12 protein-coding genes are annotated in these 13329 nt (G+C 32.4%); 2 read left to right on the top strand and 10 right to left on the bottom strand.

Annotation, left to right across the window (positions count from 1 at the left end):
* Together ABD690_RS08080 and ABD690_RS08075 are read right to left on the bottom strand one after the other, a co-directional pair.
* Positions 1-873, bottom strand: coding sequence for a DUF808 domain-containing protein (locus ABD690_RS08080; RefSeq protein ID WP_344729141.1), 873 nt, complete (start codon positions 871-873; stop codon positions 1-3).
* Positions 874-893: 20 nt separating this feature from the next.
* On the bottom strand, positions 894-1637 hold the full coding sequence (locus tag ABD690_RS08075) for a CDP-alcohol phosphatidyltransferase family protein (protein ID WP_344729139.1): 744 nt from the start codon (positions 1635-1637) through the stop codon (positions 894-896).
* 129 nt (positions 1638-1766) lie between these two features.
* Here ABD690_RS08075 and ABD690_RS08070 point away from each other — a divergent pair, with 129 nt between their 5' ends.
* Both ABD690_RS08070 and ABD690_RS08065 read left to right on the top strand, forming a co-directional pair.
* Positions 1767-2837 carry a putative type IX sorting system protein PorV2 gene (locus tag ABD690_RS08070; RefSeq protein ID WP_344729137.1) on the top strand — a complete coding sequence of 357 codons (1071 nt, stop codon included), beginning with the start codon at positions 1767-1769 and terminating at the stop codon, positions 2835-2837.
* A gap of 13 nt (positions 2838-2850) precedes the next feature.
* Positions 2851-4020, top strand: coding sequence for a lipoprotein N-acyltransferase Lnb domain-containing protein (locus ABD690_RS08065; RefSeq protein WP_344729135.1), 1170 nt, complete (start codon positions 2851-2853; stop codon positions 4018-4020).
* Positions 4021-4083: 63 nt separating this feature from the next.
* Here ABD690_RS08065 and ABD690_RS08060 read toward each other — a convergent pair whose 3' ends face one another.
* The 8 genes from ABD690_RS08060 to ABD690_RS08025 form a co-directional block, all read right to left on the bottom strand.
* Positions 4084-5478, bottom strand: a complete 1395-nt coding sequence (locus tag ABD690_RS08060) for a sugar transferase (RefSeq protein ID WP_344729133.1) — start codon at positions 5476-5478, stop codon at positions 4084-4086.
* A gap of 171 nt (positions 5479-5649) precedes the next feature.
* Positions 5650-6678: a glycosyltransferase family 4 protein gene (locus ABD690_RS08055; RefSeq protein WP_344729131.1), complete on the bottom strand. Its 1029-nt coding sequence runs from the start codon at positions 6676-6678 to the stop codon at positions 5650-5652.
* Positions 6629-7993: an O-antigen ligase family protein gene (locus tag ABD690_RS08050; RefSeq protein WP_344729129.1), complete on the bottom strand. Its 1365-nt coding sequence runs from the start codon at positions 7991-7993 to the stop codon at positions 6629-6631. Before ABD690_RS08050 ends, ABD690_RS08055 begins: the two co-directional genes overlap by 50 nt.
* A gap of 67 nt (positions 7994-8060) precedes the next feature.
* Positions 8061-8876 (bottom strand): transglutaminase domain-containing protein, encoded by an 816-nt coding sequence (locus ABD690_RS08045; RefSeq protein ID WP_344729127.1) that lies wholly within the window; start codon positions 8874-8876, stop codon positions 8061-8063.
* A 119-nt stretch (positions 8877-8995) separates the two neighbouring features.
* On the bottom strand, positions 8996-10123 hold the full coding sequence (locus ABD690_RS08040) for a glycosyltransferase (RefSeq protein WP_344729125.1): 1128 nt from the start codon (positions 10121-10123) through the stop codon (positions 8996-8998).
* Entirely contained in the window at positions 10120-11214 is a 1095-nt protein-coding gene (locus ABD690_RS08035) for a glycosyltransferase family 4 protein (RefSeq protein ID WP_344729123.1), read from the bottom strand. Before ABD690_RS08035 ends, ABD690_RS08040 begins: the two co-directional genes overlap by 4 nt.
* Before the next feature lie 18 nt (positions 11215-11232).
* Complete coding sequence (locus ABD690_RS08030) at positions 11233-12570, bottom strand: glycosyltransferase family 2 protein (protein ID WP_344729121.1); 1338 nt, start codon at positions 12568-12570, stop codon at positions 11233-11235.
* 12 nt (positions 12571-12582) lie between these two features.
* On the bottom strand, positions 12583-13326 hold the full coding sequence (locus tag ABD690_RS08025; RefSeq protein WP_344729119.1) for a methyltransferase domain-containing protein: 744 nt from the start codon (positions 13324-13326) through the stop codon (positions 12583-12585).
* Between the last annotated feature and the right edge of the window lie 3 nt (positions 13327-13329).

The following is a 13329-nucleotide window of genomic DNA, read 5'->3' as shown; positions in this document are numbered from 1 at the left end:
TTACTTTTTTATAGCCTTAAATAGCTTTTTTACAAGTTTAAATACAAGTAAAGCCAAAAACCCTACAACAACTCCTATTAAAAACTCCTTGATAATACTTGGCCAGTTTTCTAATATATGATGAAAAAAGTCAATATTATGAGCAAAAATGCCGCCAGCCACTAGCATTAATGCTATTGTTCCTACTATTGATAAACCTTTAATTACCAATGGTAAAGCTTTTACAAGCATATTACCAAAGGCATACAAAAACCCTTTTCCGTTACTAGCAGATACTAAACGCAACCCTAAATCGTCCATTCTTACTATAAGCGCCACAATACCATAAACACCTACAGTTGCTATAATAGCTACAATAGAAACAACTAATATTTGAACTGTTAAGGTTTCTTCTATAACAACTCCTAATGCGATAATAACAATCTCTACAGACAGAATAAAATCGGTTAATATGGCTGATTTTATCTTTTTCTTTTCTTGTTCTAAAATTTCTGATTTAGTAGGCGTTGTATCAGATATATGTTTACCAGATGGTTTATGAGGCACAAATACTTCGTATATTTTTTCAGCGCCTTCAAAAGCTAAATAAATACCTCCTATAACTAATATAACAGTAACAACCCAAGGCACAAAAGCACTCAATAAAAATGCAATTGGTAAAATAATAAGTTTATTAAGAAATGAACCTTTGGTAATTGCCCATAACACAGGTAATTCTCGTGATGATACAAATCCTGATGCTTTTTCTGCATTTACTGCTAAATCATCGCCAAGTATGCCTGCTGTCTTTTTTGTAGTGATTTTACTCATAGCAGCTACATCATCCATTAATGCAGCAATATCATCAAAAAGGGCAAAAAATCCTGAAGCCATAAAGTGAACTTGAAAAATTATTAATACGTTTTAGTAACTAATGATAACCCTATATAAAGTAAAATTATTAATGGTATCGCTGCAAATTGCAATACAATAAGTAATACAAAACTCAATATTATAAAGATGTAGCGTATGGCATTGTTCTTGAAACTCCAATCTTTAAATTTTAATGCAAACAACTTAACAGGAGCATTAAGTAAAAAGCAACTTAATACGGTTAAAGCCAATAAAAACCACTCATTAATTATAATCGCATTCATCGTGTCATTATTCTGAAACTCTAAAATAAGTGGTAACGACAATATAAGTAATGCATTGGCTGGTGTTGGTAAACCTTTAAAGTAAGACTGTTGGTCTTCATCTATATTAAATCGTGCCAATCTATAAGCTGATCCTAAAGTTATGCACAACCCAAGTAACGGAATAACTGCCACATGAACGTTTGCCCAATGCATAGAATCTCCCCAATCATGAGTTGATTGTAATGCTGGTGTTTCAGTTGCAAGCGTAAGTAACTTAAACATGACAATACCAGGAACCAAACCACTTGTAACCATATCTGCTAGTGAATCTAACTGTACTCCTAAAGCACTTTGTACCTGAAGTATTCTCGCTAAAAACCCATCAAAAAAATCGAAGATAATTCCTAAAAAAACAAAAAAAGCAGCGCCTACAAAATTAGAATGCACAGCTAATATTACTGCAATACAGCCACAAAACAAATTAAGTAGCGTAACAAAATTAGGAAGATGTTGTTTCATAAATAATGTGCTAATTGGTGTAAAAATAGCAAACTATTTTCGTCTAAAATAACAATTGGGCAATATCTGTTGTATTTTCAAGTTTAATATGTTGAAAAATAATAGCATATTTGCAAAAAAGAATTGTATTTGAAAACTTTACTAACTACAGTTTTATTGATTCTGTCCCTAACTTTTTATGGGCAAACAACGCGTAAATACTCCAATGAGTTTATGAATATTGGTGTAGATGCTGCTGCTTTAGGTATGAGTAATGCAGTTACCGCACACTCTGCTGATGTAAATTCAGGTTACTGGAACCCAGCAGGATTGATTCATCTAGAAGACAAACAACTCGCCTTAATGCACTCTAGCTATTTTGCTAATATTGCAAACTATGATTACATAGGGTTTGCCATGCCTTTAGATGAGAGAAGTGCTGTTGGTATTTCGGTCATTCGTTTTGCTGTAGATGACATTTTAAACACAACACAATTAATTGATGACCAAGGACAAATAAATTACGATCGTATCAGTATGTTTTCAACTGCTGATTATGGCGTAACATTATCTTATGCACGTTCATTACCGCTTGATGGTTTAAATTACGGAATTAACGCCAAGGTAATAAGACGTATTATTGGTGATTTTGCTTCATCTTGGGGATTTGGTTTTGACGCAGCCATTCAATTTCAAACGCGTAATGATTGGAAATTTGGAATCATGGCTAGAGATATAACTACAACTTACAACTCTTGGGCTATTGACGAAGATGAATTTGCTACTATTCAAAATGCTGTTGAAGGACAAAACCAAGAGCTTCCTGAAACATCAGAGATTACTATTCCTAAATTACAAATTGGAGTTTCTAAAAAGTATACCATCGCTTATGATTATGCTTTACTTGCAGAATTTGATTTAAATATGCGCTTTGAGCAAAATAATGATATCATTTCCACATCTATTGTAAGTATTAATCCAGCATTAGGTTTTGAGGCCTCGTATCTTGATATGATTTTCTTGAGAGGTGGTGTTGGAAACTTCCAAAATGAGTTACAATTTGACCAAAGTGAAGATTTAACCTTTCAACCTAGTTTTGGTGTTGGTTTCAAGTACAAAGGCATTCAAGTGGATTATGCATTTACAGATATTGGTGATCAAAGTATTGCATTATACTCTAATGTATTTTCTTTAAAATTAGATTTTAGCATTTTCAGATAACATATACTACCACATGAAAATAAAACTATTTCTCACATTCTTATTATTTGGTTTATTTTCAACAACAGCGCAAGAATTAACAAAAAACGCGCAAGTAAGTGTTTTAACTATTGGTCCAGGAACATCTCTTAATGATGCTTTTGGGCATAGCGCTTTCAGGATAAAAGACAGTAATTTTGATTATGTTTTTAATTATGGTGTTTACAACTTTAACACACCAAATTTTTATACAAAATTTGCAAGAGGAAAGCTTGAATACTTAATAGGTCTTGATTATTACGAAGCCTTTTTTAATGCTTATGTGAGACAAAATCGTACCGTTAAAGAACAAATACTAAACATCTCTCCTACTGAAAAGCAAAAACTTTTTGACTTTTTGGTCAACAATTACAAACCTGAAAACAGAGCATATCTTTATGACTTTTTTTATGATAATTGTGCCACGAAAATTAGCGATGTTTTACAAAAGACTTTAAACAATACTGTTGTGTTTCACACTCCAGAAAACTATAAAGAAAAATCCTTTAGAACACTTATTCAAGATAATTTAAACTATAATTCTTGGGGAAGTTTAGGCATTGATATTGCATTAGGTTCTGTTATTGACAAAACAGCAACACCTGAAGAGCACATGTTTTTACCTGAAAATATTTTTACATTTTTCAATGATGCAGAAGTACATAATAAGACCTTGGTAAAAGAGGTAAAAATACTCTATAAAAAACAAGAATCTAAAACCTCAACAAACTTATTTACGAGTCCGTTATTCATTTTAGGCTTGATATCTCTGGGAATTATTTTTATAACCTATCGTGATTATAAAAATAAGACTCGTGCTGCTTGGTTAGATAATACGCTATTTGTGCTAACAAGCATTATAGGTGTTCTATTACTACTACTTTGGTTTGCTACCGATCATACAGCAACAGCTCAAAATTATAATTTACTTTGGGCTTTTCCTCTTAATATTTTATTACTGTTTCAATTACAAAAGCCCCTTATTAAATCTTGGTCTATTAAGTTTATCAAGTTTTTAGTGATTATGCTTTGCCTTATGACGTTTCATTGGGTCGTTGGTGTTCAAGTATTTGCAATTGCTTTAGCACCTATAATCGTTGCGCTTTTTATCAGATACATTTATTTGATTTATTTCTTCCAGGATAAACAACAGCTTTCTAATTAAGCTAGGATAATTTAAAAATATTGATTTTTTATTTCAGCTGAAAATATAGCGTGTGATCTAAAATTATTGCCCTCTAAAGAACAACATTGTGCTAAAGGTTTTTATAATAACATTAGCATCCAAGAAAAAACTTCGGTGTTTTATGTAATATAAGTCATATTGAAGTTTCATTAAGCTATCCTCTACTGTTGACCCATAACGAACCTTTACTTGCGCCCATCCTGTAAGTCCAGGTTTTACAATATGACGCGTTTCGTAAAACGGAATGACTTGCGATAACTCTTTTACAAAATAAGGGCGCTCTGGCCTTGGCCCTATTAAACTCATATCACCTTTGAGGATATTTAGAAACTGTGGAAATTCATCTAATCTTGAACGCCTTAAAAACTTTCCAAAAACTGTTACTCTTGCATCATTTTTTGTAGCCCAAACAGCATTACCGCTACGCTCTGCATCAACCACCATGGTTCTAAACTTAATGATACTAAAAATCTTTCCGTTTTTACCAACGCGTTCCTGTTTGTAGAACAAAGGACCTCGGTTTCCTAATAGGTTTCCTATCAATATAAACGGTATAAATAACGCTCCTATAACAGCTCCTATGAAAGAAAAAACCAAATCAAACAATCTATGAAAAAACAAGTATAGCTTGTTGTGATTACTCCTACTAAAAGGGAAATACTTATAAAAATCTTTACCCACAAATTGCACAGGAACTCGATAGGTCATATCCTCATATACTTGAGTATATTCTTTTATTAAAAACCCTTTTTCTAAAAGTAACATCAAATCATTATAAATTTCTGAAGTAATTGTTTCGGCATTGTAGCTAGCTACAACAATTTCAGAAATATTATGTTCTTTTATAACGTCATGCATAGCACTTGGCGGATACTCTGTAACACCTTTATATTTCAACCCTTCTTGGTTTGTTTCCTCACAATTTATAAAACCAACAATTCTGTAATTTGGGTCAGAATCTTTAAATGTATTTACTATAGTATCAATATTAGATATCTCTCCTACAACAAGAACTTTTTTATAAAACCTAGGAGAGCTTATAAAGTTGATATAAAAAAACCTCCAAAGGAATAGCGCTATAATTATGGCTAAATAAAAGTAAACAATCTGTAAACGGTTGGTTGGTAGAAAAGGTGTATAAAATGGTGTCAATAAATAGAACAACACGGTTACCGAAGCTGTTAAAACCACACTTCCAATCATTTTATCAGACTTACTAGCCTTTTGCAAGTCGTAAAGTTCAAAAATGGTTCCAAAAACACTTAAATAAACAGCTAGAACCAATATCCAAGTCCAATTTTCCTTATCAATGGTAAAGTAGTCAAAATCAAACGAAGCACTTACTAAATACAGCATGCCTAAAATGGATAAAACATCTATTAGTCTTAATAGTATTTTACGTTCAGAAATATTAAAATGTATTTCTTGTTTAGCCATAATTTTTTATACAGATATAGGTGAGTAAATATAATAAGTTCAAAAAACGTAACAAGATTAAAAACCAATTATTTATAATATTTGTTTTACAAAAACACTTTTTTTTAATGTGATAAAAAGCCCTGCTGTTTTCACTTAAATCACTAAAAAAACATTTTGTAAAACACGATATTATAAGTTATCTTTTTGTAAAATTTTATGCCAACTATTACATACAGCTTGCCAATCAAAATGCATAACCTTTTGCCTAGCGTTATGAGCTATTTGTTGAGATTTTTCTGGCTTTGTTTTTAGCTGGATTATAGCATTTACAAAAGCATCTATGTTGTTTGGAGGAACTAACAACCCGTTTTTATCATGATCAATTAAAAATGGCATACCTCCTACATTTGTTGAAACTACTGGTAAACCAAGTGCCATAGCTTCTATAACACTTACAGGCATGTTATCAAAATTTGTTGTATTTATAAAAACATTATAATTAGCAGCTAAATCAATCCACATGCTTTTTGATAATTTTCCAGTAAAGGTTACAGAAACACCTAGTTTTGAAGCCAGAGCTTTTGCCTGGTCATAGCTTCCATCTCCGGTATCAGGACCAACCATACATAATTCAGCAGAATACCCTTTATCTTGTAATGTTTTTAAAACATGTATTGCCAACGATGGATTATAAATATGTGAAAACGATCTTACCCATAAGAGTTTTAACGTTTCAAATGATTTAATTAAATACGGATACTTTGTTATAGAAATACTATTTGGAATGTAGGTTATGTTGTCATAACCGTAATCCTTAAATATTTGTTGCATAAAAAGAGAAGGCGCTACAAGTACATCAGCATTATGAAAGAGTAAATGACTTAATTTTGGCGATTTTTTTAAACGATTTACCAAATTACCTCCGTGTAAAATAGGTATGTAAGGCAACCTAACAATACGACATAATTGACTAACAATTAAAGCAAAATAAAAATTTTGCGTACTGTACGTATCTATAAGTACCACCTGAACGTGTTTCGTTTTAAAAGCTACATGCCAAAGCATATCAAATAAACGCGCCAATTTATTGACCTTTGACGAGGCATACAACACCTTATAACCTTCTTTTTCAAGGGCAGGTCCTAACACATCAATAGCTGTAAGGTTTTTATGCTCTTGACGGCTTAATTTGTTTCCTATGTACAGGACGTTTTTCATTTGTAATATGTAATAATGCCAATGCATACATAAAAGCAGGCATGGCAAGTCGCATAGACATATGGTTTATAGTTAAAAACCAAAATGCTAAAAACGCATAAAAATAATAGTTTCGTCGGTTTTTAAAGCGTGCATCAAAAGGTTTAAAAATTAATATTAGTAAAATAAACACCCCAAATAGGCCATGTTCAGCCAATGTTCTACTAAACTCACTATGCGAAGTAACACCTTGTCCTTCAAGTTGAATACGCTGATCTTTAGCGCGGCTAGATCCTATTCCTAAAAATGGGCTTGAAACAAAACCTTCTAGTTCATGCTCAAACAACTCTAAACGTCCTGTTGACAAATCGGCTTTTTCACGCCCTAAATGATCTTTATTAGCATAACGCAGACTAACTAATCCGCTTGTTTGGCTAATACTTACCATCCAAGTCATTGCCAAACTCAAGCAAAACAACAAAAACACAGTAAGCACTTCATTTCGTTTTTTTGAAGATGCATGTCTATAATAATAAAACAGAAAAACCAAAATTGCTAAAACAGCTGTTAGCACTCCACCTCTACTTAAGGTTGTAATAGCCCTAAAAGATATTAATCCCAATATAGCCGCATTGAGTATTTTTAGGTTTAAAGTGGGCGATTTAGTAAACAATCGTATTGCCATAATAAACATCCCTAATCCTAAAATAGCAGATACTTGATTTGCACCCCAACCACCTGCAGCTGCCCTATTTGAAGCCACACTTGACAAGACATCTTTTAAGTTTGGTGTGTAGAAATAAATATAAACTGTATGCGCTATTATTGGTAGCACCATAAAGTATAAGATATTAGAGAGTTGACTGAATGAGATTCGCTTACCATAACAAAATAGTGCTGCTAACCCTAAACAAACAGGACCACTCAATACAAAAGCTATATTCGTTCTAAAATTTGCATCAAAACTTAATGTTGTTGAGGCTACAAATATAGAAGGCACTAAAAATATTAAATACATAAAATAAGGGTAACCTCTTCCCGAAATTCCTTTATAGAACATCCCAACAATTACAAAAAGAATTACCAGATATTTAGCAGCCTCATAAGATATAGCACCTCGTGTTGTTCTTAATAAAACTTCAGCACCAACAAAATATGCACAAGCTTTAAGGATTTCATAGGTTTTATCTTTGTTAGAAGTATTTACAATGCGATAACCAAAATAACAAAGTGCTGCAAAAAAGTACAATTTGGCTAATGGTTCCATTAAAAAAATAATAATTCCAATAGCCACATGAAAGCCTATAGCAGTAATGTACGTAATATTGGTTTTCAAAAGGAGTTATTCATTTTAATAGTCACTGCAAGGTAGCACAAATAGCATTACTTACAAAAATAGTATTTTAATGTTTTATAAAGATATTTTTATAATTGTCTAAAGGAAATTTGTAACTATAGCTTTTGTTGAGTAAGAAAACCGTGAAATGTGTTATAAAAACAGGAAGATAAGGCCTGGTAACCTTCAAAAACTTGTCGTATGTTTTATTGTGATATCCACAAATCAAAAACGGAGCAATATCAGGGTTCAAATAATTTTTGTACACGTTTTCCTTTTGCAATACCTCATTTTTATCAATTACAACATAATTTATTTCTGAAATATTTTCTCGTATTATTTTGTATGTCTCGATAACAGATAATGGCAACTTCAATTTATTAAAAAATAATATACCCCAATATGGGTCAATTAAAACCCATTTTGACAACTCTTTACAATACACCTCATTAAAAGAATGTCCTCCGTAGTTTTTACTAAAAGGAGCCAATGTAGCACCCCACTCTCTTACTTTTATATCATTTATGACACAAAAGTTATTAAATATTTGCACCATATCACTACAAACTCCGCCTTTACCCTCAAGCATAATTTTTAAAGCAACATCAGATGACACACTCAATCCTGGTCCTTTTTTTATATGTTTATGAAGCCATAAGCTTAAACATTTAACTTTATCTAAATCTGTTTTAGGTTTGTAAGATTCAAAAATTCTTGAGTTAATCTCATAAAAACATTCTGGAATCTCATCTTTACTATTATGGTTATTGTATGAGTAATCAGCTATTGTTTCGATATTCGTATTTTTTGATAGTAATCGAAATCGCACTAAATAAAGAAATGGATGTCTTTTAAACATCCACTGAATTTTCCTCCAAGACATTAACTACATGATATTTAAATAGTTTGGAATAAAAATATGATTTTTTTTTAAACTAAAAAGCTTTCTAATAATATCTTTGTGTCAAATAAAAAAACAGGTTGTTTTTTTAACTCTATTTATCATAATACACTTTGTATCAAATGTTCATTATAATAGTTGTATGAAAATTTATTTACGACCTGCACTCTAGCTTCAATGAGTTTCTGATATGTAACCGAATCAATCTTTAAAAACGCGTTTAAAACATTTGCTACAGCATGTGCAGAAAGTTCTGTTATTAAAAACCCGTTTTTCTCATGGATAATATAATCTCTAATTGCATAAATATCTGAAACCACAGGGATACAACCATAATTCAAAGCCTCTGCTATCACTTTAGGGAATCCTTCAGACTTAGATGGTAAAACAATACCATGAGATTTCTTATATATTTCATGAACATCATTTCGTGATAACACGCCATAAAATGTCATTGTTATGTTTAATTTTTCTGCCCATGTTTTATAATTGCTTAACAAAGTTCCTCCACCAACAACATGTACTTTTTTAATAGTTTTTTTTGTTTCTTCTGATAATAACGCCAAAGCATTTAAAAATATATCTAATCCTTTATTAGCCTCAAGTCTACCAACAAAACAAAGCTCTATAGCTTTTTCATTCCATTTTTTGATAGCAGTTATTTCATGTCCTGAAACAATTTCTTGGTCTGTTAAGCATGGATTCTCAAATGTAATACAGTTACTTTTTTGATTAGGCCATGAACCGTTTATTGTTACTTGTCGTTTTTGATTTTTGAGTAAATAATTTTGAAATTTATATGCAATAGGACTCTGTTTTGCAGACCAATCACCTGCATATTTAAACCAACCTTTACCATGATATAGGTATATAAGATAAGGCAACACAAAAACACCTATTCCTGTAGGCGCTCTAAATTGAAAGTAATCTGAATGTTTTAATGTTTTACTTATACGTTTCAGAATGGCAGGCATTTGCCCTACTATTGCTAGCTTATCTCTTATTTTTTTTCCACCAACTTTAGGTATAGGAACAAACGTAATAGCATTTGACGTATAAGGCAGACAACTGGCAGGTGCAGGATTCTTATACAACATTGCTACATGATAAATTTTATCAAAGACGCTCAACAACTGATTAATTTCCATAACAGTAGCACCAAGTCCAACTAACTGTCCTTCCTTATCATAATAATGCTCTGTATGTGATATAATTGTTAATGTTCTCATTTTAATAGTGCTTCATACTGTTCTATAATAGAATTCCAATCATGTTTTTTTGCCCACTGTCTTGCCTTGGAAGAAAACTTTTCAGGATTCTCTAGTAGCTTTTCAACTGCATGTTTTAAAGCCAATGTGTTGTCAGGTTCAATGAGAAACCCTGTTGCACCAGTATTTATAGCATCTTCAATACCACATCCTTTAGATCCTATGGCAGGAACTCCTACGGCATTAGCTTCAAGTATAGCAATGCCGAATCCCTCTACATCTCCAGAAACACTTTCTGAACTTAACATAACAAATATGTCGGTTGCTTTAAGTGCTTGTTTTAGTTGTTTTGACGATACAGCCCCATGAAACGTTACATACTTTTCAACACCTAGCTTTTTTGCTATAGCCGTAAAGGCCTCTGCTTGAGAAGGAATACCTATAGAGTGATAGTGCACGTTTGGAAAACATTTAATTAGCTCTGGAAGTTGTTTAATAACATTAAGCTGGCCTTTTCTATCACTTACACGGCCTACAGTAGTTAATACTGGTTTACCCGATAATAGTATATCACCATGGGTTGGTTTTTCCCAAAACGCCACATCAATACCATTAGGAATCACAAATACTGGCTTTTTTAGATGAGATACGAAATGCTTCGTAAAATGTGATACAGCTACTAATTTATTAAATCGTTTTAGGCTTTTAGTAGTAAGGTATTGTAAAACGCCATTCTTTAAGTTAACCTCGCTACCATGTAAAACAGCTATTGTCTCTCTATTAAAAAAGAGTGAGCAGAACGCTACGTTCCATAAAGAAAACTTTCCAGTTGCAAATACAATGTTTGATTTTCTAATTGCATTAGCAGTCATAAAAACTCGTTGTATGTACATTAAGAACCTGAAGCGTTTTAGTGCGATTCGTTTTATTTTAAAACGTTGAGATTCATCAAAAATAAAATCGGTATTATCATTAGCGCGTTGATCAGTAACCACTTGTATTTGATATCCTTTTTCACAAAAATAAGAAGCTAAATTATAGGCATGATTACCTATGCCTCCTGGCAATGGAGGAAATTCAGAAGATACAATAAGTATTTTTTTATTTTTCAAGAGTTTATACCGTGTTAACTAGTGGTTCTCTGATAATTTTTCAATTATAGGCCCTTGTTTTAATTTTATTGATGCTAATTTCCAAGATCTATAAACTTGAAGACATATTACAGGAGCTATGACAAGAGATAAAACCCCAGCTAATATCAACATTGCTTTATTTTTTTTAAACTGATACGGAAAAACAGACATTGGCACAGTACGCCATAATGCTCTTCGTGTTGCTTTTTTCCCAAAATAGCGTCTAAAAAAATAAATAACACTAGGTATAGGGCGAGGTGCCAAAAATGTTGAAGGCCTAAAAGCATCCCAACTTCCCATTTCACGAAGTCCACCAACACCTGCTTTCACATCAACACACGAAGCATCTGGATTTGAAACACTTTGTATTCCTTCTAAGAATAAACGCATACCAAACTCTCCGTCCCCCATTCGTTGTTTTTCAAATTGTCTGTCAAACAGTCCCACTATATTAAATACCTTTTTATACAACATAGCATTGCCAGTGGCAAACTGACTTGCAACTGAAAAAAAAGCACGGTCATTCGGTATATTTTGTCCTTCAGGATAAAACACACCAGCAGATACTTGAACTTGAAAAAAGTCTAAACAACGTATATGTGCCTCTATCCAATCAGGTTTTATACGAACATCATCTTCAGATAATGCTATTAATTTTCCTTTTGCATGCTTAATGGCTGTGTTTCTTGCTAACCAAAGTGCTTTTTCTTTTTGGTTGATATATTTAATATCTAGTTTAAAGGCTTTATAAAAATCTGGGGTAAATGGTTCTGACTGATCTACAATTATAACCTCAAAATTTGTATAGGTTTGTTGCTCTAAATCTTTTAAGACATTTTTTAAATACGCATACCTATTTAACGTAGGAATCACAACACTTACCAAGGGTTTGCTAGCTAATAAATTCGACTCAAAGCTTGTGTAATCCTCATAGGTTATGGGTTGTAATGTTGCAATTTTTCTTGATATATGCCGCGTTTTAACAAAAGCAGCAATCTCTTTAATAGGATTATGCAAACTTAAAACACGTAATAACAAGACATATAGCACCCAAGCTTTATGAAAGTGTTTACGAATAAACCTATAATTATCATACACTGGCACTTTATTGAAACTTTGATATGTTTCGGCATCACCTATATATCCTAGTTGTATAGCTTGCCAAGATATATCATAATCTTTAGCATGACTAGATAGGTAGTTAGAGTCTTGTTCTAATTTTTCTAAAACGCTTTCAGGTAAAGCTTCTACTTTAGGAAAAACGGTATCCCCTTTTAGGTTTTTTAACCTAAAATAATGTGTGGGTTGTAGATATTTTAGAAAAACAAAAGGCATTCCTAATAGTGTTTATTTTTTCCTGTAAGCAATAGCGACTAAATGTGCAGTACCGTGTGCTTGATTTTTCATTGCTTTAGATTGATATTTGTTCACCAGCGTTCCTAGAAGTGTTTTGGTTATACTGATTATATTTTTTGTTTTTAAACTTTTTAAACTCCACACCCGATATTTACCTGTTTTTACGGCATAGGATACGGTCACTTGGTCAAAGTATTTTTTTAGTAATGCTTCTAGTTGTGCTTTAGTATAATGCCTAACATGGTCTGGGTTTTTATTGGGGCCTTCGTTTTTTATAAAGTCTCCATTAGGCGTTGTTAAATACACCCAACCACCAGGTTTAATTACTTTAGCAATGTTTTTTATAAACATTTCATCTTCTGGCACATGCTCTATAACCTCAATAGAGACCACGGCATCATAACTGGCGTCTGGCAAGGTTGATTTTGTCATATCTTCAATAACCACATCAGTTATATTAGAGCGTTTTTTTTTAATGGTTTCTAAAATAGATGTCGTAAACCCCAATTGTAAGTCGGCTTTAACACCAGATTCTTGAGGTACATCTAGTAGTGTAATGTTTGCAGGCACACCTATAGTGTAAGGTGATTTTCTACCTCCTACATCTAAAATTTTTATAGTTTTTTGAAAGCTAGAGCTTTTTTTCACTAAATATTTAATATGCTGACGTACCGTTTGTAAGTGCACTGTCATTAATGGAAAGGTTATCCATCGAAACCATTCGTAGGAGGTCATATC

The organism is Corallibacter vietnamensis, from assembly GCF_039537875.1.
Taxonomy (GTDB): domain Bacteria; phylum Bacteroidota; class Bacteroidia; order Flavobacteriales; family Flavobacteriaceae; genus Corallibacter; species Corallibacter vietnamensis.
The sequence above is the reverse complement of the archived record's forward strand: the minus strand, read 5'-3'. Positions and strand labels throughout refer to the sequence as shown.